At 44.5% G+C, this 23258-nt stretch carries 21 protein-coding genes and 1 tRNA gene; 19 read left to right on the top strand and 3 right to left on the bottom strand.

Annotation, left to right across the window (positions count from 1 at the left end):
• Positions 1 to 16: 16 nt before the first annotated feature.
• The 8 genes from rpsE (at position 17) to HMPREF3190_RS02540 (ending at position 5571) form a co-directional block, all read left to right on the top strand.
• Positions 17 to 544: a 30S ribosomal protein S5 gene (gene rpsE, locus HMPREF3190_RS02575; protein ID WP_066780071.1), complete on the top strand. Its 528-nt coding sequence runs from the start codon at positions 17 to 19 to the stop codon at positions 542 to 544.
• Positions 544 to 729: a 50S ribosomal protein L30 gene (rpmD, locus tag HMPREF3190_RS02570; RefSeq protein ID WP_066780070.1), complete on the top strand. Its 186-nt coding sequence runs from the start codon at positions 544 to 546 to the stop codon at positions 727 to 729. Before rpsE ends, rpmD begins: the two co-directional genes overlap by 1 nt.
• Before the next feature lie 278 nt (positions 730 to 1007).
• Positions 1008 to 1457: a 50S ribosomal protein L15 gene (rplO, locus tag HMPREF3190_RS02565; protein WP_066780069.1), complete on the top strand. Its 450-nt coding sequence runs from the start codon at positions 1008 to 1010 to the stop codon at positions 1455 to 1457.
• Complete coding sequence (gene secY, locus HMPREF3190_RS02560) at positions 1451 to 2737, top strand: preprotein translocase subunit SecY (protein WP_066780068.1); 1287 nt, start codon at positions 1451 to 1453, stop codon at positions 2735 to 2737. Before rplO ends, secY begins: the two co-directional genes overlap by 7 nt.
• A gap of 137 nt (positions 2738 to 2874) precedes the next feature.
• On the top strand, positions 2875 to 3558 hold the full coding sequence (locus HMPREF3190_RS02555) for a site-2 protease family protein (protein WP_066780067.1): 684 nt from the start codon (positions 2875 to 2877) through the stop codon (positions 3556 to 3558).
• Positions 3558 to 4448, top strand: a complete 891-nt coding sequence (locus tag HMPREF3190_RS02550) for a segregation and condensation protein A (RefSeq protein WP_066780066.1) — start codon at positions 3558 to 3560, stop codon at positions 4446 to 4448. Before HMPREF3190_RS02555 ends, HMPREF3190_RS02550 begins: the two co-directional genes overlap by 1 nt.
• A 129-nt stretch (positions 4449 to 4577) precedes the next feature.
• A tRNA-Val gene (locus tag HMPREF3190_RS02545) sits at positions 4578 to 4652 on the top strand.
• 37 nt (positions 4653 to 4689) lie between these two features.
• A complete protein-coding gene (locus tag HMPREF3190_RS02540; RefSeq protein ID WP_082715099.1) occupies positions 4690 to 5571 on the top strand; it encodes a TerC family protein in 882 nt (293 codons plus the stop codon).
• A gap of 160 nt (positions 5572 to 5731) precedes the next feature.
• On the opposite strand, the gene HMPREF3190_RS02535 is transcribed toward HMPREF3190_RS02540, so the two are convergent.
• Positions 5732 to 6676, bottom strand: coding sequence for a diacylglycerol/lipid kinase family protein (locus HMPREF3190_RS02535; RefSeq protein ID WP_449676054.1), 945 nt, complete (start codon positions 6674 to 6676; stop codon positions 5732 to 5734).
• Between the two features lie 61 nt (positions 6677 to 6737).
• Between HMPREF3190_RS02535 and rnd the strand changes: the two genes are divergently transcribed.
• From rnd to HMPREF3190_RS02505, 6 genes are all read left to right on the top strand, one after another.
• Positions 6738 to 7898: a ribonuclease D gene (gene rnd, locus HMPREF3190_RS02530; RefSeq protein WP_066780063.1), complete on the top strand. Its 1161-nt coding sequence runs from the start codon at positions 6738 to 6740 to the stop codon at positions 7896 to 7898.
• A 51-nt stretch (positions 7899 to 7949) separates the two neighbouring features.
• Positions 7950 to 8618 carry a zinc metallopeptidase gene (locus tag HMPREF3190_RS02525; RefSeq protein WP_066780061.1) on the top strand — a complete coding sequence of 223 codons (669 nt, stop codon included), beginning with the start codon at positions 7950 to 7952 and terminating at the stop codon, positions 8616 to 8618.
• Positions 8618 to 10132, top strand: a complete 1515-nt coding sequence (gene xseA, locus HMPREF3190_RS02520) for an exodeoxyribonuclease VII large subunit (protein ID WP_066780059.1) — start codon at positions 8618 to 8620, stop codon at positions 10130 to 10132. Before HMPREF3190_RS02525 ends, xseA begins: the two co-directional genes overlap by 1 nt.
• Positions 10133 to 10236: 104 nt before the next feature.
• Positions 10237 to 10488, top strand: coding sequence for an exodeoxyribonuclease VII small subunit (gene xseB, locus HMPREF3190_RS02515; RefSeq protein WP_066780054.1), 252 nt, complete (start codon positions 10237 to 10239; stop codon positions 10486 to 10488).
• Between the two features lie 124 nt (positions 10489 to 10612).
• Positions 10613 to 10963, top strand: coding sequence for a histidine triad nucleotide-binding protein (locus HMPREF3190_RS02510; RefSeq protein WP_066780052.1), 351 nt, complete (start codon positions 10613 to 10615; stop codon positions 10961 to 10963).
• Between the two features lie 114 nt (positions 10964 to 11077).
• Positions 11078 to 12274, top strand: coding sequence for an acetate kinase (locus tag HMPREF3190_RS02505; protein WP_066780050.1), 1197 nt, complete (start codon positions 11078 to 11080; stop codon positions 12272 to 12274).
• A gap of 71 nt (positions 12275 to 12345) precedes the next feature.
• Here the strand turns inward: HMPREF3190_RS02505 and pta are convergent, their stop codons facing one another.
• Positions 12346 to 13338: a phosphate acetyltransferase gene (gene pta, locus HMPREF3190_RS02500; protein WP_066780049.1), complete on the bottom strand. Its 993-nt coding sequence runs from the start codon at positions 13336 to 13338 to the stop codon at positions 12346 to 12348.
• Between the two features lie 118 nt (positions 13339 to 13456).
• Here pta and HMPREF3190_RS02495 point away from each other — a divergent pair, with 118 nt between their 5' ends.
• Positions 13457 to 14650 carry a glycosyltransferase family 2 protein gene (locus HMPREF3190_RS02495; RefSeq protein ID WP_449676051.1) on the top strand — a complete coding sequence of 398 codons (1194 nt, stop codon included), beginning with the start codon at positions 13457 to 13459 and terminating at the stop codon, positions 14648 to 14650.
• Positions 14651 to 14716: 66 nt separating this feature from the next.
• Positions 14717 to 17722: a heavy metal translocating P-type ATPase gene (locus HMPREF3190_RS02490; RefSeq protein ID WP_066780047.1), complete on the top strand. Its 3006-nt coding sequence runs from the start codon at positions 14717 to 14719 to the stop codon at positions 17720 to 17722.
• Between the two features lie 220 nt (positions 17723 to 17942).
• On the opposite strand, the gene rpsT is transcribed toward HMPREF3190_RS02490, so the two are convergent.
• The gene (gene rpsT / locus HMPREF3190_RS02485; protein ID WP_066780045.1) at positions 17943 to 18425 is read right to left on the bottom strand and encodes a 30S ribosomal protein S20; all 483 of its coding nucleotides are present in this window, start codon (positions 18423 to 18425) and stop codon (positions 17943 to 17945) included.
• 257 nt (positions 18426 to 18682) lie between these two features.
• Here rpsT and lepA point away from each other — a divergent pair, with 257 nt between their 5' ends.
• Genes lepA through hemW form a run of 3 tightly spaced genes read left to right on the top strand, consistent with a single transcriptional unit; the run spans position 18683 to position 23009 of the window.
• Complete coding sequence (lepA, locus tag HMPREF3190_RS02480) at positions 18683 to 20512, top strand: translation elongation factor 4 (protein ID WP_066780043.1); 1830 nt, start codon at positions 18683 to 18685, stop codon at positions 20510 to 20512.
• Between the two features lie 33 nt (positions 20513 to 20545).
• Positions 20546 to 21868: a tRNA dihydrouridine synthase gene (locus HMPREF3190_RS02475; RefSeq protein WP_449676049.1), complete on the top strand. Its 1323-nt coding sequence runs from the start codon at positions 20546 to 20548 to the stop codon at positions 21866 to 21868.
• Positions 21855 to 23009, top strand: a complete 1155-nt coding sequence (gene hemW / locus HMPREF3190_RS02470; RefSeq protein WP_066780041.1) for a radical SAM family heme chaperone HemW — start codon at positions 21855 to 21857, stop codon at positions 23007 to 23009. Before HMPREF3190_RS02475 ends, hemW begins: the two co-directional genes overlap by 14 nt.
• The last annotated feature ends 249 nt before the right edge of the window (positions 23010 to 23258 follow it).

Genomic DNA, 23258 nt, shown 5'->3' with positions numbered 1-23258 from the left:
AAGGGAATGTGGCTTTATGGCTCGTAAACAGCAACAAGAATCAAGTGTTCCCGAACTTCAGGAGCGCGTGGTTTTAGTAAATCGTGTTTCAAAGGTAGTAAAAGGTGGACGTCGTATGTCCCTTTCTGCCCTCGTTGTGGTAGGAGATGGCAACGGTCGCGTTGGTATCGGTCTTGGCAAATCTAAAGAAGTGCCTGCTGCTATTGCAAAAGGCGTTGAAGACGCTAAGAAGAACATGTTCACGGTACCTCTGACTGAAGAAAAAACAGTTCCTCATGACATTATTGGTGAGTTTGGCGCTGGGCGCGTTTTGATTCGCCCTGCTATGCCTGGTACTGGTGTTATGGCTGGTGGCGCTGTACGTGCCATCATGGAACTTGCCGGTATTACCGACGTTATTACCAAATCGCTTGGTTCAACGAACTCGATGAACATCGTGAAAGCATGTGCTGAAGGCTTAAAGAACATGCAAAGCCCCGAGCAAGTTGCTGAGCGTCGTAATTTGACAGTAGATCAGATCTTTGGTCGCAAGGAGGTCAAATAATGGCGAGCAAGAAACTTGTAGTAACACAAATTAAAAGTGCTATTGGTCGTAAATACGATCAAGAACGTACACTGAAAGCTCTTGGGCTCGGGCGCATTGGTAAAACCAGCGAGCTTGTTGACAACGACAGCGTTCGTGGCATGATTTTCAAAGTAAAGCATCTTGTGGAAGTGCAGGAAGCATAAAACAACGCAGTGAGCTCTGCGTTGTACGCTGCGCCACCACATGCATTGAAAGTATAACGTGCTGGTAGCGCATAGACAAGAACTTATAAGGTCGCATGTGAATTCTTATTTGCATGCGACTCTTTTTTTGTAGTTTTTTCAATACGCAGGCAACTTGTGTTATAATCTCGCGTATGTGTCAGCACCGCACCGAGTGTCGTGCTGCAGCAATGGAAGTTTCTGGCGGCGAGCTGCCAGGTCGAACACATGTGTTCGAAGCGATTTAAGGAGTTTTTCACATGGAATTATCTGATCTTTTTCCCGCTCAAGGTTCAAAAAAGAAGCGTACACGCGTAGGACGCGGTCATGCTGCTGGTAAAGGTAAAACAGCTGGTCGTGGTCTTAACGGACAGGGTTCACGCTCAGGCGGCACCAAAGGCGCAGGTTTTGAGGGTGGTCAAACACCGCTCGCGCGTCGTCTTCCTAAATTACCTGGTTTCACGAACATCAACCGCGTTGAGTATATTCCAGTAAATGTGTCGCGTTTGGAAGCTAAATTTGAAGCTGGCAGCGTGGTAGATCACGCAGCGTTAAAAGAAAAGGGTATCATCAAGCATAGCGATGCACTGGTGAAGCTTTTGGGCGATGGAGAACTTACGAAAAAGCTTACTATTAAGCTTGATAAAGTGTCTAAGAGTGCCAAAGCCAAAGTAGAAGCGGCTGGCGGAAAGGTTGAAGAGCCTTGCTAAGCGCACTGATTGGAGCTTTCAAAGTTCCAGAACTTCGAAAGAAAATACTGTTTACGCTTGGAATTTTGGCGTTATATCGCTTTGGCGCTTATCTGCCTGTTCCAGGCATTCCGTTTCGCCAATTTGCTGAAGCATTTGCAAATTCAGGTTCGGGCGTTTCAATGTCGATGCTCGACTTGTTTACTGGTGGTGCGCTCTCGCACTTCTCGGTATTTTCACTTGGAATTATGCCATACATCACGGCATCAATTATTATGCAGCTTATGCAAGGTGTTATTCCAACAGTCGGTCGCTGGGCTAAAGATGGAGAAACTGGACGTCGTAAAATTACTCAGGTTACGCGTTATATGACAATGGGTCTTGGCCTAATCAATGCGGTAGGTTATTTGCTGTTGTTCCAATCGCCTGCGTATGGTGTGCGTTTTTCATCAGATGTTCCTTATGCGTTAACGTCGATTATCGTGGTGTTTACGCTTGTGGCTGGTACAGCATTTATCATGTGGATGGGCGAGCTTATCACTCAGCGCGGCATAGGTAATGGTATGTCGTTGATCATCTTTGTAAGCATCGTTTCACGTGTTCCGAGCGCTATTTTCTCGTCTATTACGCACAGCACTACCATGCAACAAGGTATCGCTATTACTATCTTGATTGTAGCTGTCGTGTGCGTTTGCATTCCGCTTATCATTTATGTAGAGCGTGCTCAGCGCCGTATTCCGGTAAATTATGCTAAGCGTATGCAAGGACGACGCATGATGGGCGGGCAAAGCACCTACATTCCTTTTAAAGTGAACGCAGCAGGTGTTATCCCTATCATCTTTGCAAGCTGCCTTATTTACTTCCCAGCTCAAATTGCCGCTCTGTTCAATGTTGGCTGGCTTACAAGCTTTGCGAATATGATTTCTACGGGTATCGTAAACTGGGTATTAACGCTATTCTTGATCGTGTTCTTTGCGTATTTCTATACATCGATGGTGTTTAACCCTGTTGACACGTCTGATAACTTGAAAAAGCAAGGCGGCTTTATCCCAGGTATTCGTCCTGGTTTTGCCACTGAAACGTATTTGCGTAATGTGTTGCGCCGTGTTACGCTGCCCGGGGGTATTTTTATTGCTCTTATCGCCATTGTGCCTTCGATTTTGTTTTACTTTACGAACAACCAGTTGATACAAGCATTTGGTGGTACGTCTATCCTCATCATGATTGGCGTTGCACTTGATACTATGACGAAAATGGAAAGCCAACTTAAGATGCACAATTACGAAGGCTTTTTTAAGTAATGTGTAGTGCCTTGGCGCTTACTCAATAGCATGTTAATTCAGAAAGACGCTCGTATGCACTCTGCGTGGAGCGTCTTTTTGGTATACTGCTTTGAAATACGTCTGAGATATCTGTTGGTTTCTCGCATGAGGTGACTATGTTTTCTGTTCCTTATATTGTCTGTTCATTGCTCTCATTTGTGCCAGCAATTGTGCTTCACGAAATGGGGCACGCACTTATGGCAAAACGCTTGGGTGATACTACAGCTTACCAGCGTAAACGTACTTCAATTAACCCGCTTAACCACATTGATCCTTTTGGCACGGTGCTGTTGCCTTTAATGCTTATGGCAGTTAACATGCCAGTTTTTGGGTATGCAAAGCCAGTACCCTATAATCCTCACAATTTTAAAAACCCACGCCGCGATGATTTTCTTGTTGGTATTGCAGGACCGTGCATGAATTTATTACTCGCGTTACTTGCAGCAGCAATTGCGTATGTACTGTATAGCTATGCGCCTTTGAACGTGTGGCTTAACGATGCTATTTTCTCGATATTTTTTACGCTCTATCTGCCTTTATTTGCATTTGTAAACTTATACCTTATGTTTTTTAACTTGTTACCTGTTCCACCGCTTGACGGCTCATCGCTTTTTGCACTTATTATGCCTAAGCAGTATTTGCCACAGTATTATGCTATTCAGCGCTATGCTTTTCCCGTATTTATTATTGTTGTTATTGTATTGCCGCAGGTGGCGCATATTGATTTGTTTAGTGGTTATTTTGACGTAACTGCACGCGCTTTAGGTCGTGTTTTGTTTCCATTTATGCAGGGGATATAGTGAGCACACCGCGTATTAGAACCGATGCATTTGACGGCCCTTTTGATTTACTGCTGCGTTTAGTGGTTTCAAATAAAATCGATGTATGCGCGCTCTCTCTTGACGATATTGTTGTTCAGTATCTGAGTGCTATGAATACTGCACGTTCGATTCCTGATGAAATAATGTTTAGTAGTGACATTTCTCGTGATGAAGCTTCTCATGACGCACGTGAGCATAACAAGAGGGAAGACTCGGCGCATAATAAATCTGCGAGGGAAGCACTTGATAACAGTATAGATGAATCGTATAGTAGCGAGCTTGCAAGTGATTTTCTATCGATTGCATCCAGCTTGCTTGAGATGAAAGCGTTTCGCTTACTGCCGCATCATGCTGAAAGCCACGTTGATGTATCAAGCGATGAACAGGAAGAACTTGAGCCACTTGATGCGCGCTGCCAGCTTCTTGAAAAGTTATTAACATATTCTCATATACGGAGCACAATTGACCCGCTGCTTGAATTACGCGTGCAGCGCTTGCGAATCCATGCGCGCCGTATAGGGCGTACGCTCGAATTTCCGTATGCGAAATATGCTGCCGTTAAAGCAAGTGATCAGAGTGTTCTTGCTCGAGCGATTCTGCGCGTTGCTGATCGTCAAACACAGGCTTTGCTAAGCTCAGAGCACATTGGTAAACCTCGTGCTCCTTTGTCGGAGACAATTACTCGTTTGCGTACACGGCTGTCAAAAGATAATCACGTGTCATTTTGGAGTTTTATAGGCGCCAAGGCAACTCCTGAGCGTATTGTTGCATCATTTCTTGCCGTGCTTGAGCTTTACAAGCAAAATGAAATTACCATTGAGCAGCCGCACGCATGTGGCGATATGCAGCTCGTTTTTATAGCTGATTAATGCGTATGCTTCATTTGAAAATACGTATTTCATGTGAGCACGGAATCAACCTTTCAAAGAATGCTATCTTAGGGTATACTGCAAAGGCACTACGTATAAAGACGCTGCGTAGTATACCCCTTGCTTTTCGGGCGGTTAGCTCAGGGGGAGAGCGCTTCCCTGACACGGAAGAGGTCACAAGTTCAAATCTTGTACCGCCCACCATGTTTGTGTTGTATCCAGTATTCTAAAAAGGAATTGCATGTTTGATCTATCAATCTTTACGACCGCAGAAGGATGGATCACACTCTTAACGCTTACATTTCTTGAAATAGTACTTGGTATCGATAACATCGTTTTTATTACACTTACATCAGATAGGCTTGATCCGCGGTTGCGCTCCATTGGTCGCCACGTGGGTTTGGCGGGCGCTTTTTTAATGCGCGCAGCTTTTTTAAGTTTAGCAGCATTTTTAACCCATCTATCAAAACCCCTCTTTGAAATTGATGTGCCTTTCTTCCATCACGGTTTTTCGGTGCGAGACATCATTTTATTTCTCGGTGGTGGCTATTTAATTTTTAAGGGTATTCAGGAAGTACTTGAGCTGCTTCAGTTACGCGAGCTGAAAGAAGCATTCGAGCACACACCAAACGAGAAGCCTCACGTTCGAAAACGTATTGGACTTCTGCGCGCTGTAGTAACGATTATGCTGATGGACATTGTATTTTCTATCGACTCTGTCATTACTGCTGTAGGTTTATCTGACCATTTATTTGTCATGATCGCAGCTGTGTTTATTGCTATTATGATCATGATGATATTCATCGACGTCATTTCTGACTTTATTGAAACGCACGTTGAGATGAAAATTCTTGCGTTGGTGTTTATATCTGTGATTGGCGTATTGTTGTTCTTAGATTCGCTGGGTATTAACTCGCATATCGAAGTGTTAGGCATGCATGTTGAGAAGCTGATGGTGTATTTCTCGATGGCATTTGCTTTAATTTTAGAATGCATACAAATGCGCTATAACGTGCTAAAAAATGCCTATCTCAAAGAGCATTCGCATGACGTACATTCGCATGACTTACAAGAAGAAAGCTCTCAGCGCAAACAGAAAGAAACTAATTCTAAGCAGGAATAATAATCTACTTCATGCGCTTAGCATATACGGAGCCTTTGCATTCAGGTTCGGTACGAGATTCAACCCATCCACCTAAGTTCATCAGCCTATTCATGCCGTAATCGCTTCCTGCCAGTGGTGTGAGGTGTGCTCCGAGTATGTAACCCGCGCACGATGCTGCTTAAGAGCAATTACTTTTTGTTGCTTCCTTTTCGCTAAATTGCTCCCAGCCTCGTTGCGATAATATATAGCGTACTGCTTTGTCTCGCACATGCGCGCTGAAAGGCGTCGTTAAACCAGGCACTTCTCCATCGTATTGAATTTGCAAAGGTGGTTCAGCATGCACGGTTACATTGCGACCACGCAAAATCTCCAGCCCGTCACTGCGCGATGGAAACTCACCATCTCTGTCTAAAATTCCAGCTATAAGTGCAGGTATCAAACCAAATGCATTTTCCGCTTTAAGAATAATCACATCAAGCGATCCATCGCGCGGTAAATTCTCATGAACAAGCGTGATATCGAATTGTATTTTTGAGAAATTAACCAATAAAACACCCAACGCTTCACGTTCAATATGCGTGCCATCTATATCAAGGCTGATATGTGAGCGTTTTGGAAGTGGGTTTTGAACTGCTGCTTGAAAGTATGCAAGCGCTCCCAACAGCTGCTTCGAGCGTTTTGCCCCATGCATGATAGTAGCATCATAGCCTGCACCTGCCATTATTCCAAAGCCAAAACGCTTTCCTTGCACAACAATTTCGCCTAAATCGAAATCAAGTGTTTTCATATTTTTTGTTATTTGCGCAAGTGCAAAGGGTTCAATGGGGCTATTTAAGTTATCGGCTAATAAGTTTGCTGTTCCAGCTGGAAAGGGGAGAATAGGGATTTTTGTGTCAGCAAGCGCGTGAGATATAGTTGCAATCGTACCATCGCCTCCCGATGCAACAACTGCATCAAAGCGTTCAGCACCTTGTAGGAGTTCGCGCAGGTCACAACTACCATCTGTATTACGCAAGCAAATTTCTTGTGCATCTTTAGAGATAAAGCGCAGATAATCAAAGAGCGCGCCGTCTTCAACTCCCGCTTGTAAGTTATTAACAACAAGTAGCTTCAATAGAACCATTCCTCGTGCGTATTTGCTAAAATACATCTGACAGTACTTAGTATAGCGAGGTTTTACACGCATGTATATTCAAACTCAAGACGATTTGCTTGCTTTTGCACAACGCGCAGCACATTCATCAGTGCTCGCAATCGATACCGAATTTCTTCGCGAAAAAACATATTATGCAACATTGTGCCTTATTCAACTTGCTACTGATGATGAAATCGTACTGGTTGATCCTTTGCGCATAGCTTCTCTTGATGCGCTAGCACCACTGTTTACGTCGCCTTCTATTATGAAAATTTTCCATGCTGGCCGCCAGGACATCGAGCTATTATATGACCATTTGGGCGTTATTCCTGCACCGCTTTTTGATACGCAAATCGCCGCTGCATTGTTAGGTTATTCGCAACAAATTGGCTATGGAAATTTGGTGAGCGCTTTATGTGGCGAAAAGCTCAAAAAGTCAGACGCATTTACCGATTGGTCGCTGCGACCGCTGAGCGACTCTCAACTTAATTACGCACGTGAAGATGTGCTGTTTCTTCCCGATATGTATGCGCAAATGCACCAAAAGTTGGAGCATCGTGGTCGCTTGAACTGGTTAAATGAAGATTTTGACGAACTTGCTAATCTTGAAAATTACGTCATTGATCCTTTTACACGCTATCGACATCTTGCACATGGATCGTCACTTAATCGCAAAGCACTTGCCGCAGCGCGTGAATTGGCGGCATGGCGTGAAACTGAAGCGCGTGCGCGTAATCTGCCTCGCAAGTGGGTGCTTACTGATGAACAAATTGTAGAAGCAGCGCGCCGTAATTTATATTCTATCGATGAGTTATTTATGGTACGTGGCATCAAGCGCAAAATTACTGTGCCTGAAGCGCGTGAACTTATCGCGCGCGTGCAAAAAGTGTGGAAGATGGATCCTTCCACGTGGCCTGAGCTTGAGCGTTCATCCCGTCATTCTGAACCCAACGTTGATGGTATCATTGATGTGCTTTCAAGCATTGTGCGTCTGCGTGCTGAGGAGAACAACATTGCATTTCAGACCCTTGCATCGCACAGCGATTTGGTGAATTTAGCGCGTGGACACTTCGATTTATGCCGCTGTATGCATGGATGGCGTCGCTCGCTTATCGGTCTTGAACTGCTTGATGCGCTCCATGGCAAAATTAGTATTTCTATTCACAACAATAAGGTTTCACTTACGCATCTGAGTGCGCAACACTCGTAAATGTTCGCTATAATAAGCTTCCGACATATCGATTGAGAAAGGGTTATCGCTATGCCATTTAATTATTGGATGCTTGTTGGAGTAACCGTATTGTTGGGGCTTGCTGCCTCGATGTATGTTAAAAACCGCCTCCGTCACTATGAAGATATTCCTATTAGTACTAACCTTACCGGTGCAGAATGTGCACGCAAAATGCTCTCATATTATGATATCCGCGATGTAGAAATTCATCGTGGGGAAGAAGGGCAAGACTTTTTTGATCCCCAAACAAATAGTGTTACGCTGTCTCCTTCTGTATACGATTCACGCAGTATTACCGCTACCGCTACCGCTTGTCATGAGTGTGGACACGCGTATCAGTATGCGCAGCGCTATAAACCGATGCAACTGCGCAGTGCTATTGTTCCTGTTGTAAATATTGCATCTAATGGTTGGATTTTTATATTTTTAGCTGGTGTAGCGCTTAATATAGCTGGTTTTGTTCAAGCTGCTATTGCGCTGTACGCCATTGTTGTGTTGTTTAGTTTAGTTACCCTGCCTGTAGAATTTGATGCATCAAGGCGTGCAATGGTATATATGAATTCAACATTTTTGCCTGAAGACGAGCGTAAAGGCTCGTTTGATGTGCTCCGCGCCTGTGCACTTACCTACGTTGCAGCAGCGCTCAGTTCAGTATTGCAGTTAGCGTGGTTGCTTACTCAGAACCGAGATGCAGAATAATGCCGCGCGGATCGTCATATTCGTATCATACGTCGAGCGATGCATCGCAGCCGTTTGGTGCTTCAGGTTTTTCTGATGAGGCGCAGTCATTGGATAGTGCACCACGTGCGCTCAGTGTTTCACAAGCGCTTCAGGTGGTTAATCGTACGCTTAATGGTGTTTCGCTGCGTATTATCGGTGAAGTATCTGAAGTAAATGCAAAACGCGGCTACAAGGCTGTTTATTTCACAATCAAGGATGAAAAAGGCGTTTTGAACTGCCTTATGTGGAATAATCGCTACGTGGCAAGCGGTGTTTCACTGACAGCTGGTGCGCTCGTGGAAGTGCAGGGACGTTTTTCGTGCTATGCGCAAACAGGCCGCATGTCATTTGATGTCTCACAGCTTAATCTTGCGGGCGAAGGCAATTTGCGTTTGCGCGTTGCAAACCTTGCAAAAAAATTGCAAGCAGAAGGTCTGATGAGTGAACAGCGTAAACGTCCTATTCCGCTGTTTCCTGCACGCGTTGGTGTTGTAACATCGCCGCGTGGTGCAGCAGTTCACGATGTTCGCCGTACGCTTGCACAGCGTTTTCCACTTACAACGATGGTGTTTGCAGGTGTTCCTGTAGAAGGCTCTGATGCTCCAGCACATCTTATTGAAGCGATGCGTTGTGTGTGTTCAGCAAACATTGATGTGTTACTTCTCGTGCGCGGCGGAGGTTCATATGACGATCTTATGCCGTTTAACGATGAAATGCTGGCACGCGAAATAGCTTCATGCCCTGTACCTGTGGTAACAGGTATTGGCCATGAGCCTGATACGTCAATAGCCGATATGGTTGCCGATAAGCGCGCAGCAACGCCAACCGCAGCAGCAGAAGCAGTTACTCCTTTAAAAGAGGAGCTATACGCTGGATTTGCCGATGCTTTAAACCGGTTGCATCATCTGTCACAGGTTTCGCTTGCACGCTTTGCAACTCAGTTCGATAAATTTGCATCGCGTCCTATATTTCAAGCTCCAGAAGAGCTTTTTAAAACTGAGTTTCAAAACCTTGATGCTGCTTTATTTTCGCTTACAAGCGCGTTTCCGCATACGCTGCGCCAGCAAAGTGACTCATTGGATCTTTTGCGCGAACGCTTAAAGACGGCAATTCCTAGTGGGCTTGATTTAGACTCAAAAGAGCTTACGCGCTGCCAAGCGTTATTGTTGTCGGGTGTTCGCTCTTATATGCAAGCAGCTAGGCAGCGCTGTGAGTTGGGTGTTCAAGCCTTGCATAAAGCTGCATGTAGTGTTGTGCAACATGAAGAACATGCTTGCGCTTTGCAAGCATCGCGTTTAGACGATTTGTCTCCTTTGAAAGTTATTGCACGCGGCTATAGCATTACGCGCCTGTCAACAGGTGCGTTAGTTAAAAGTTGCAAGCAAGTAATGCCTCACGACTCAGTAAACATTACGCTTTCAGATGGTGTTGTTGCCTGTAATGTTACCGATATTTTACCAGCTGATGCAAGCAAAACCCATACTGCTTCGTAAGAGTTGTGTCTCTATGAGATTATTGCATATGCTCAGTTCGCTTTTATGCGTACCAGTAGGGAAAGCACGTATAGTAGAAATGGTATACCAGAGAGGATATAGGTATGGATACTAAAATAACTCCTGTTGATGAGCTTAGTTTTCGTCAGGCAATGGATGAGCTTCAAACGATTGTAAAGCTGCTTGAAAGCAATACCTTAGAGCTTGAGGACAGTCTTGCTCAGTATGAGCGCGGTGTTGCATTGCTGAAAAGTCTTAAAAACCGCCTTTCACAAGCATCTTTTAAAGTTGAATCTTTAATGGATGAGCTTGAAGTAAATGAAGACGATAAACAGCGCGATACAACACTTTCGTAAGACAGACGCGTTCATATTGTGTTATGCGTGTATGCGCAGGTATGATGTGTTTTGCGCAGACGGAGTATATCCTTTGTACTGCTGGCGTATGATTTTGTAAGTATTGCTTGAAGGAGTGGTGTGTATGTCACATGACGATTGCTTATTTTGCAAAATTATTGCAGGCGAAATTCCCTGCAAGAAGGTATATGAAAGCAATTCTGTGCTTGCATTTGAGGATATTAGTCCGCAAATGCCAGTTCATGTACTTGTTATTCCAAAAACACATTACGACTCACTTGCCGACAGCGTACCGCCTGCTGTTTTGGGTGATGTATTTTCAGCAGCAGCGCATGTTGCTGAAATGAAAGGCTTAACTAAGCGGGGTTTTCGCGTTATCGCTAATACGAATGACGATGCTCAACAAACCGTGCATCATTTACATGTTCATGTGCTTGGTGGTGCGCCGATGAACAGCGGTAATCCATCGCGTTAGTGCAGTTGTTAGCTTGTATTGTGCGTAGTTTTTACGTGGTGGTGCGTTGAATTTTTCGTTGTGTAAGCTTAGTTGCGTCTTTGCGTTTATAAATACATATTTAAGGGGTATTTTTTGAATATACTTGTACTAAATGCTGGATCGTCGTCGCTAAAATACCAGCTTATTGATGTAGAAACGCAGCGCGTTATCGCTCGTGGTTTATGCGAACGCGTTGGTAATGAAGGTGCTAATCATATTCATTGTGTCGATGCAGAAGAAGTAGTAATTTCAACACCAATGCGTAATCACAGTGAAGCGCTTCAAGTAGTACTTGACCATATTTGTGATCCCAAACAGCATATCCTGAACAGTCTTGACGAAATTGACGCTATCGGACATCGCGTTGTGCAAGGTGGAAAATATTTTTCTCAATCGGCGCGCATAACACCTGATGTTATTTATAAAATTCGCCAGCTTGCTGAACTAGCACCACTTCATAATAACGCAGCGCTTATGGGTATAGAAGCATGTCAAAAGCTTCTCCCATCGACGCCACAAGTTGCAGTGTTTGATACTGCATTTTTTCATAATCTTGCACCAACATACCATACGTATCCTCTTCCTTATGAGCTTGCTCAAAAATACGATATTCGCCGTTATGGAGCACATGGAACGTCACATCGCTATATTGCGCAGCGCGCTGCACAGTTCCTGCACAAAAACATGTGGGATTTAAAGCTTATTACCTGTCATTTAGGAAATGGTGCTTCTATTACAGCCATCAACCACGGCAAAGCGCTTGATACTTCAATGGGTTTAACGCCGCTTGAGGGGCTTATGATGGGAACGCGCTGTGGCTCGATTGATCCTGCGATTGTTACGTATCTTATGGAGCGCGAGAATCTTTCGCCCCAGGAAATGAACGATATTTTAAACAAGCAATCGGGTTTGTTAGGTGTGTCGGGCGTAAGCAACGACCTGCGCAGCGTTTATGATGCTGCTGAACAGGGAAATGATCGTGCCAAATTAGCTTATGAGATGTTTGCGGTTTCTATCAAACGCTACGTGGGACAATATATTGCGCTTTTAGGTGGTGTTGACGCTATCGTATTATCAGGCGGCGTAGGCGAGAACTGTCCTATTATGCGGCGACTGGTCTTTGCCGATTTACAAAGCTTAGGAATCCAGCTTGATGAATCGCGTAATAAAGAAAAAACGCGCGAGCGCGAGATTTCAAGCGATACATCTCGAGTTCGTATTTTGGTTATTCCAACCAATGAAGAGCTGATGATTGCGCTTGATACAAAACGTATTGTGCAGCAAAAGTAGCAGCTAAGGGAGCCGTACAAGGAGCGGTAAAGAGCGCAGAAAAGGTGTATTTGCGTGCTTAAAGGTTTGCTTTAGCGTTTTTGTTGAGCTTGAAGTGCTGTTATAGCAATAACACCATAGACGTCACGTGCGCTACATCCTCGTGAAAGATCGTTAACTGGCTTTGCTAATCCTTGCGTTATAGGCCCAAATGCTTGGGCGCCCGCTAAACGTTCAACCAGTTTATAGCCAATATTTCCCGCGTCAATAGAGGGGAAGATAAGGCAGTTTGCACGCCCCGCAACACTTGAATGTGGTGCTTTTGAAGCTGCAATTTCTGGGATAAGCGCTGCATCCAGTTGCAGTTCTCCATCGAGCGTTACGGTGCTATTCATGGTGTGTGCAAGCGTGCACGCTTTTGCAACACGCGTGGCACATGCTTGCAACGATGAGCCGTGCGTTGAATGTGAAAGGAGTGCAACAACTGGTTTTGTGTTTGTAAGCTGCTGAAATGATTGCGCAGAAGCAAGTGCAATAGCGGCAAGTTCGTCTGAAGTTGGTTCAATATTTAAACCACAATCGGAAAATAACAGGGTTCGCTCGCCTAAAGGGCTGTTTGCAGGCAAAGTCATCATAAAAAACGAACTTACAAGTGACGTGCCAGGTGCGGTTTTAATAATTTGCAACGCAGCACGCAATACGTCTGCTGTTGCATGAGCAGCACCTGCTACAACGCCATCAAACACCCCTTCACGGGTAAGCATCATAGCTAATATCAGTGGATTTTCTAGCATTTCAAAAGCTTGTGCTGTGTTTACACCCTTATGTTTACGAAGCTCATACAATTTTTGTGCAAGTTGCGTACGGTGTTCATATGTAGCAGCGTCAATGAGTGTTATTGTATTATCATGAGCATAGCGTTTTTTCTCTTCATCGTTTGTTACTATAACGCTGATGTCTGCTATGCCATCGTGAGCTGCTTGTTTCGCTGCAGCTTCGATGCGTGCATCGCCTCCCTCAGGAAGCACGATTTTCATAGTATGACGTTTGGCTTGTTGGATAACCGAATCGATGAATGAAGTCATAGTGGAGTTGCCTTTTCTATGAGGATTATGTGCGTAAGCGCCTGTATTTAAGTTACCATATTGTGCTACAACAGAGTGCTTTTTTCAATAGATGAGTAAGAAAGTTGCGTGGTAAAACGTGAAAGTATTGTCCTTAGTTATCCCATGTTATAATGCTGCTCCGTATATTGATACGTGTATGAAATCGCTGTTATCATTTGCCGATTGCGCTCCACGTGAGAGCAACTCTTTACATAATCAAAACACGTTAAGCGCGCTCAAGGCTGCATGCATTGCGCCTCATAGGCAAGATGATGAAAGTTTACCGAATAGTGGCACTATACATGGTAATAATTCAGCTTCTCGTGACGATTCTATTGATACTTCTCTTGATGCGTCTATTGAAATTATTGCGGTTGATGATGGTTCGACTGATGGAGAAACTGCTCGCAAATTAGATGAGTGGCAGCAACGTTTTCCGCATCTTATTCACGTTGTCCATAAAGAAAACGGAGGGCATGGCTCGGCGGTAAATGCGGGCTTACAGCGTGCAAAAGGATTGTATTTCAAAGTTGTTGATGCTGATGATTGGCTTGATACTTCATCGATGCGCACTATTATGCAATTCATTTACGAGCAAGCAGAAACTGAACATCCTGTTGATTTAATTGTTGGCAACTATGTGTATGAAAAAGTATACGAGCACACCCAAACGCCTATGGGTTATACGAATGTGTTTCCTCAAGACAAGATATTTACCTGGAGTGATATCAATTCATTTCGCCCAAGCCAGTATCTATTGATGCATTCTGTAATTTATCGTACACAACTGTTGTATGATGTTCACCTTCAATTGCCTGAGCATTGTTTTTACGTTGACAATATTTTTGTGTATGTGCCTTTAGTCGCTGTAAAAACAATTCGTTATTTTAATGTTGACATGTATCGCTATTTTATTGGTCGTGAAGGTCAAAGCGTGAACGAAGATATTATGAAATCGCGTATTGACCAGCATATTCGTGTAACAAAACTGATGATTGATACCATTAATCTTGATACAATTTCGCTTAATCCCAAGTTGCGTAAGTATATGGAGAATTATCTTGCGATTATGTTTTGTATTTGTTCGGTATTTTTACGCATGATCAATACGACCGATTCATTAGCAAAACTTGAAGACGTGTGGTTGTATTTGAAAGAAAAGCAGCCGGTAACTTATCCGCATATTCGCAAAAATATTGTTAACGTTGGTATGAATTTACCAGGAAAAACAGGAAGAGCAATAGGTATGACAGGGTATCGTATCGCTCAAAAGCTGTTTAATTTTAACTAGCAGTTTGCATAGTGGTTTCACGGTGTGTTCGCGAATATGTTCTAGACACGGTTAAGGAGATTGCGTATGCAAATGAAGTTTAATGTTGCATCAATGAGTTGCGCTGCTTGTTCAGCACGTGTAGAAAAAGCTGCACGTAGTTGTCGTGGTGTTGATGATGTAGCAGTTAATTTGCTTAAAGGTACTATGCTTATAACAGGAAGCAATACAGACCTTGATCAGCAGGAAGTATGTCGCGTTGTGACTGATGCTGGGTATCCAACGCAGTTTCAAGGCGCTCGCGAATCTTCTGCACAGTCGTTTTCACTTACTAATTACAAACCATCTACCAGCGCATACGATCAAGCAGGTGCTGGGGACGCGTCAAGTAATGCCGCGTGTTGCGGTGCTGTGAACACAGCGGGCTTGTCGTGCTCGACGGGGGTACAAGAAAGCGCGGCGTTGCCCCAGACAGGCACACAAAACGCACGCAACGCTTCAAGTGCTTCTAACTCTTCGAGCGCAGATGCCGCACGTCAGCTTCATCAGCAACGCACGCATCTTATTATATCGGCACTTTTCAGTATTCCTTTGTTGTATATCTGCTTAAGTCATTTGTTTTTCTTGCCACTTCCGCCTGCGTTTTACGATCCTGCGTTCGTGGGCATTATCTGTTTTGCACAATTCCTATGTGCATTGCCAGTTGTTATCCTCAATTGGCATTTTTTTGAACGCGGCTGGAAAGCGTGTTTGCATAAATCGCCCACGATGGACACACTTGTTGCTTTAGGTGCTGGTAGTGCGTTAATCTATGGACTCTACACGCTGTTTGTCGTGTTGTGGTATTTAGGATCACAGCATATTGACTTGGCACTTCATCGTTCACATGCTATTTATTTTGAATCTGCAGCGATGATTTTAACGCTTGTTTCTCTTGGTAAGTATTTTGAAGCGCGCGCTAAAGCAAAAACAACATCGGCACTTAATTCGCTTATCGCGCTTGCGCCTACGTATGCTACCCGTATTCTTGATGATGGAACGCAGCAAAAATGTGCAGTCGATCAGCTTCAGGTAGGTCAGACTATTGCCGTTTTCCCTGGTGAAACGATTGCACTTGATGGTGTTATTGTACAAGGTTTTGCAACGTGCGACGAATCGGCACTTACCGGAGAATCGCTTCCTGTCGATAAGAAGCAAGATGACGAAGTGCTTGCAGGCAGTATGTGTGTTTCGGGCTTTGCTCATATGCGCATCCAAAAAACGAGTAACGATACGCTTTTGGCACGTATTATCGAGCTTGTTGACGATGCAACTTCAACTAAAGCACCCATTCAGCATTTTGCAGATACGGTTAGTAAATATTTCGTTCCTTTTGTATTAGCTGTTAGTCTTATTACCTTTCTCGTATGGCTTGTGATCGTGCGCGCATCGCTTGATACTGCGTTTGTGCACGCAGTATCGGTATTGGTAATTTCATGTCCGTGTGCCTTAGGTCTTGCAACGCCTACTGCGCTGATGGTAGCTACAGGACGCGGTGCTAAACTGGGAATCCTTATTAAAAATGCAGAAATATTACAGCGTGCTAGCGATATTCGAGAGATTGTCTTTGATAAAACAGGAACGCTTACTACAGGAAATCCAAGCGTATGTGCGTTGTATCATCTGCCATCCGAGACGCCACGTGACGTGTTCAGTCTGATTGCAAGCATGGAACAAGCTTCTAATCATCCGCTTGCACGCGCTATTGTGAGCTATGCGCAAGAGCATGATATTGAACTGCAACAGCTCAACGATGTCGCCGTACTTGAATCAAGTGGTGTTCAAGCGAGCTACCAAGGAAGTGTTATTCGTTTAGGAAATAAGTTTACACTGTCTGATTCGCTGCAGCGCGCGTTCGATAGTGCGTTTGATGCTGTTGAACGCAGGTGTGGGAATGGGGAGACTAACACCGAACATGCAGTTGATGCTTTCCAGGATGTGCTTTCGGCTTCGTTAGTAGCTAAGCAAAGCATCATGGATGATCATAGAAGTGAAATTCTCGCACAAATACAGCATGAACCTGCATGTGTGGATTATGATATATGCCAGTTAGAAGCAATTCTTGTGTTTGCTGAATGCGCTTGGAGTTTAGCGCATAAAGGGCAAACAGCGCTGTTCTTAAGCGATGGTGTGTCGATACGTTGTGTGATTGCTTTGTCTGATACTCTTAAACCATCAAGCGTTCAAGCTGTTCAATTGCTTTCAAGCAACCATGTTCATTGTAGTATGCTTACGGGTGACAATGAAACCACTGCTCGCGTCATTGCGCGAGAACTAGGCATTGCTACTGTTCAAGCACAGGTAAGCCCTGTTGAGAAAGATGCGTATGTAAAACGTGTATCAGCTCAGCAGCCGTGTGCGTTTGTGGGCGATGGTATTAATGATGCTGCAGCGCTTGCGCGTGCTGATGTTGGTATAGCTCTTGGCGCTGGCAAAAATATTGCTATTGAGAGCGCCGACGCTGTTTTAATGAACAGTTCTGTCCTTGATGTAGTAACACTGCTTTCACTTTCGCACGCAACAATGCGAATTATTAAGCAAAATTTATTTTGGGCATTGTTCTATAACGCGCTTTGTATCCCTGTAGCGGCAGGCGTTTTAAGCGGCATCGGATTCGTGTTAAATCCGATGGTTGCAGCTGCTGCGATGAGCATGTCGTCGGTGTGCGTCGTAAGTAATGCACTTCGTTTACGTCGCTTTAAGCCTGCGCGAAGCACTTCAAATAATACACGCGACACTATGCAACGTGTCGATGTTCATATTGAGCCGATTGCATTATCATGTGTTGTAAGTACTACCACAGGCGCCCATAAGCGCGCTAATCATAATGAAAGGAGCACTATTATGCAGAAAACAATTGGAATCGAAGGAATGATGTGTGGTCACTGTGTTGCGCATGTTACCAAAGCGCTTGAAGCACTTGATGGCGTAACAAAGGTTGAAGTAAGTCTTGAACATAAAAATGCTCAGATAGAATGCAGTGCTAATGTAAGTGATGATACGCTGCGCGGCGCTATCGTTGAAGCAGGCTATGAAGTTACATCGTTGTCGTAGGCATAAGAGATACTGCTACAGCGTATCAAGAGTGCTTATAAGCATGGTGCGTAGTGCAATAACGGTGCGCGCACGCTACATTCTATATAACGTAGGCTAAAGCACGATCTACGCAGTGTTTTGTGCCTCGTAGTTTATATGAGAAAAGCTCCTGCGCACCAGGAGCTTTTTAGTAAACGTAAGAGACCAAAATGAGTGGGGAATAATACACCAATGCAGGCTATTCAGCCTCACCGGCAGCTTCCTCTTCCTGTTTAGGTTCAGCTGCTTTGCGTTTTGCAGCAGCACTCACAGCTTTTTTGTGATCTGCAACACGCTTGGCTTTTTCCTTATTAGCTTGTTCTTGCTCTTTTGCGCGAGCTGCCTTTTTATCGGCCTTGCTGGTGCCAGTTTTCTTTTCAGCTTTTGCGGGTTTTACATAAGCATCGCGATCGGCTTGGCTTACGATGGTATTTGCAAGAAGCATAACACCCGATTTGCGATTAGCACCCTGATTTTTGTGAATAACTCCAGCAGATACAGCTTTATCTAACAAGCGACATGCGCTTAAAGCTGCACGGTATGCTTCCTGACCTGCGCCAGCAGCAACTGCTTCGCGTACTCGACGTGTTGCAGTTTTCAGCTCCGATTTCACGGCACGATTGCGCAAACGTGCTTTTTCATTGGTGATAATGCGTTTCTTTTGACTCTTAATGTTCGCCACTCTAATCCTCCATAAAACGTGGGTTTCTTACCGAAAACTCAAAAATTTTAACATATTTTTTCAATAATGTAGCTTATATTTCCGTAATTCTTTATCGTTTATCTATAATTAGCACAGAAATCTTTGGTACATTATAGAACGCTGTTAGCAATACGGTTGCGTATATGCTCTAAGCAATCGGTGGTTTTCCATCGATGGTAGTATTTATTATACATGTTATGCGCAGGTAATCGACCTAGAAACGAGATGGAGTATTCATGCCACGTAAAGAACAAACTTCAACAGCTCATGATCCCTCACGCATACGTAATTTTTCGATTATTGCGCATATTGATCATGGAAAATCTACGCTTTCTGATCGCATTCTTGAAATTACCGGCAGTGTTGCAAAGCGTGATATGCAACAGCAAATTCTTGATAGCATGGATATTGAACGCGAACGAGGCATTACCATAAAAAGCCAGGCTGTTCGGGTATTATATACGGCTCATGATGGCAAGGAATACGAGCTTAATCTTATTGATACTCCAGGTCATGTAGACTTTACCTACGAAGTGTCACGCTCGCTTGCTGCTTGTGAAGGTGCTGTGCTTGTTGTGGATGCAACACAAGGTGTTGAAGCGCAAACACTTGCTAACGCAATGATGGCTATGAATGCCAATCTCGATATTGTGCCGCTCATTAACAAAATTGATTTACCTGCTGCCGAACCTGAACGTGTAAAAGCTCAAATTGAGGAAGCCCTTGCAATTCCAGCACAAGACGCTGTGCTTTGTTCTGCAAAAACAGGTGTGGGTGTACAAGACTTACTTGAATCTATTGTCTACAATGTATCGCCTCCTCAAGGCGATCAGCACGCTGCATTGCGTGCGCTTATTTTCGATTCGTATTTCGATCCGTATCGTGGCGTTATTGCCTTTGTTCGTGTTGTTGATGGATATTTGTCGCAAGGCGATCATATTCAATTTATGGCAACTCATAACGATGCCTTAATTGAAGATTTGGGTGTCAAAACTCCTGCTGAACTTTCGCTTCCATCACTTAATGTGGGTGATGTTGGATTTGTTGTTACCGGGCTTAAAGACGTATCGCTTGTGAAAGTAGGCGATACCATTACGCATTTTGATACACCAGCAAGCGAGCCACTTGCTGGATACCGTGATGTTAAGCCGATGGTATTTGTGGGTTTATTTCCTATCGAAGGCGATCAGTTTGAACCCTTGCGTGAAGCTTTAGAGAAGTTGTCGTTAAACGATCCTGCACTTGTGTGGGAACAAGAAAAATCACATGCACTTGGCTTTGGGTTTCGTGTAGGGTTTTTAGGTCTTTTGCATATGGAAGTCATTGAAGAGAGGCTTGAGCGTGAATTCGGTTTGAACTTGTTAGCAACAGCACCTTCTGTTGAGTATAAAGTCTATTTGCGCAATAAGGAGTGTATCTGCCTGCATTCGCCTCAGGAACTGCCTGATCCAAGTGAAATCGCACAGATTGAAGAACCCTATTTAACCGTTAAAATTTTAGTACCACCCGATTACGTGGGCGCTGTGATGGATTTAAGCGTGTCGCGGCGTGCAACATTTATTACGATGAATTACCTTTCGCCAACAACAGTAGAACTTGTGTGGGAAATGCCACTCTCCGAGCTTATTATGGACTATTTTGACAAGTTGAAATCGAGCACCAAAGGCTACGCATCGCTTGATTATGAATTTCTTGGCTATAAGCCCAGCAACTTAGTGAAGCTTGATATTTTGCTTGCTGGAAAACCAGTCGATGCGCTGTCGTTTATTATCCATAAAGACAAAGCCTACGAGCGAGGACGCATTCTTACTGAAAAACTTAAAGATATTATTCCACGTCAGATGTTTGAAGTGCCCATCCAGGCAGCTGTTGGCGGGCGTGTGCTTGCGCGCGAAACTGTTCGTGCTAAGCGCAAGGATGTTCTTGCAAAATGTTACGGTGGCGATATTTCGCGCAAACGAAAACTGCTTGAGAAGCAAAAAGAAGGCAAAAAACGCATGAAAAGTATCGGCAATGTTGACGTACCTCAAGAAGCGTTTATGGCAATTCTTAAAGTGGATAACTAACAGCGTTGAAGATTTACCAGAAAGCGAATTTGAATGTCAAGATTTGAAAATGCACATACGAATAGTGCGCCTTCCTGCGCATGCGTTTCAGCGCGTGACATACCTTTATATTCAGAACAACAAAATCCGTCTATGCAAACTAACATGACGCATGTTGATTGTTCATGTGCAAGTGCGCACCAAGCATCAGATGCTCGGTACGCATCAGAGCCAAAGCCGTTTGATTTTGAGGCTTTTTTTGCCTGCTATCCGATTGTATGTGCACCGATGGCAGGCGTGAGTGATGTTGTGTATCGTCAATTAGCTTTGCAAGCAGGTGCGTCTTTAGCGTATACGGAAATGGTGTCTACGAAAGGCCTTGAATATCACAGCGAAAAGACGCTCGACTTAATTGCCCTTGGCGCACATGAGCCGTATGTTGCGGTGCAAATTTTTGGACATGACGCTTCTGTGATGGCTCACGAAGCTGCTTTTGTACAGGAGCATCTTGGAACTCATTTGGCATATATTGACATCAATATGGGCTGTCCTGCCCGAAAAATTGTAAGCAAGGGTGACGGAAGTGCGCTTATGGAAGAACCTGCGCGTGCTGCGAGCATTGTGCGCGCTGTGAGTGATAGTGTAAGCTGCGCTGTTGGTGTAAAGTTTCGTCGTGGCTATTACCTTGATCGTGAAACATGCGTGTCATTTGCCCAGCGTATGGAGCAATCAGGCGCCTCATTACTTACGGTTCATGGGCGTTATGCGCAACAGATGTATCGGGGAGTATCATCACGTGCTGCGATTGCGCGTGTTAAAGCGGCGGTATCGATTCCTGTTATCGGAAATGGTGATGTTCGTGGCGGGGCTGACGCAATTGCTCTGTATAAAGAAACGAATTGCGATGGCATTATGATTGCACGCGCTTCACAAGGAAATCCATGGGTGTTTCGCAGTGTTCGCAATGCAATAGATGCGTACCGCAGCGGAATAGATATTCCGCACGATGTGTACGTTTCACCTGCTGAACGCCTTGAATGTGCGCGTACTCATGCACGTATGCTTGCTCAGTTTGACTTTTCACTGAAAAAAATGCGCAGCTATGCTATGTGGTATGTATCGGGATTACCTGGTGCAACGCATGCGCGCGCTCGCATTTGTTCTTGCTTAACGCTTCAAGACTATCTGGATGTTTTTGACGAACTTGAATGTCAGCTAGCTTCCACCTCAGAACAGACAAGCACCGTTTGTTTACAGACAGCAAAACACTCTGCATCCACTCCCGCGCCCACACCTGAAAGCGCACCTGCGCCTGTTCACGAACGTGCCCACGAAAACGAACACGTTACAAGCGAGACATGCGATGAACGCGCCTGATGTAAGCGATGCGTATCAAGCGTTGTACATTCACGTACCGTTTTGTGCGAAGCGCTGCGCTTATTGTGATTTCAAAACGCGTGCGAGTGCGCCCGATAATCCAGCAATGGATACGTACACGCAAACGCTTATAGACGCGCTGTATCAGCATGCTAAGCGTGGTGAACTTGACACTCTTAAGACAATCTACGTTGGTGGTGGAACGCCCAGCTATTTGGGACTTGAACGTTTAGTGCGCGTGTTTGATGCGCTCTTTGATCTGTGTGATTTGAAGCATCATCCGTTGGAATGTACGCTTGAAGCAAATCCCGAAAGTTTAACTGACCAGCTGTTACAGGTACTCTCCAGCCGTGGTGTTACGCGCGTTTCTTTGGGTGTTCAAAGCTTTGACGATACAATTTTATCGCTGCTTGGACGCATTCATACGGCGCGCCGTGCGCAGGATGCTATCTGCATAGCACAGCGCTCTGTATCAAAGGTAAGCATCGATCTTATGTGTGGAATTCCAGGTCAAAGTGACGAATCATTTTCACACAGTGTTCAGCGTGCAATAGATTTGGGTATCACACACATAAGCGTATATCCTTTAAGCATAGAAGATAATACGCCATTTGCAATGCGTGTAGCGCAAGGCCGTATGCCCGATGTTGATGATGATGTAGCTGCACGTCATATGCTTATTGCAGAAGCCTTGTTAACAGAGAATGGTTTTCATCGCTATGAAGTAGCAAGTTATGCGCAGCGCGGTTTTGAGTGTGAACACAACTGCGCGTATTGGACATCGCGCAGCTACTTAGGCTTAGGTGAGGGAAGTGTGAGCATGCAGCAAGGCTCCTGGGGCCGCAAGCGCTTTTTGCAGAAAGCGAATGATCGCGTGTGCATCGATTCGCTTACGCTTGCTGAGCGCTATGCTGAAGATGCAATGCTCGGTATGCGTATGTCGTGCGGCTTAAGCGATGCATTTGTTCAGGAAGCATGCAGCGTTGTTCCTCGCGTGCGCGCAATTCTTGATGAACTTGCAGAACGTGGCTTGTGTGCGCATGTGAACGGACGCTTTGTCCCCACTGAGCGCGGTTGGTTGTGTGGTAATGAAATTTTTAGCGCTTTACTCGATAGCAGTACTCCTTACAACGCTTTGTAAATAGCTTGTTAGCGTATGTATCTGTTGTGTCTGTATGTAAGCGCACCATTACCGTTATACCTGATTTCATACTCTCTCTTTTCCATGTATCTCAACACATAAGCATTTTCCATGGTTTCATCTGCATTCAAAACACGTTGTTGAAGATACCACCACTGCTTGTACGCACTTGTAACACGTATCCTTAAACGTAAGTTTTTAGGAGATTTCTTGCTTCGTTAGCACTCGTCTTGGACAATTGCTAGAATG

The organism is Umbribacter vaginalis (genome assembly GCA_001552935.1).
In the GTDB taxonomy this organism is placed as follows: domain Bacteria; phylum Actinomycetota; class Coriobacteriia; order Coriobacteriales; family Eggerthellaceae; genus Berryella; species Berryella vaginalis.
Note: the sequence above shows the minus strand (reverse complement) of the source record. Positions and strands in the feature narration are given on the sequence as shown.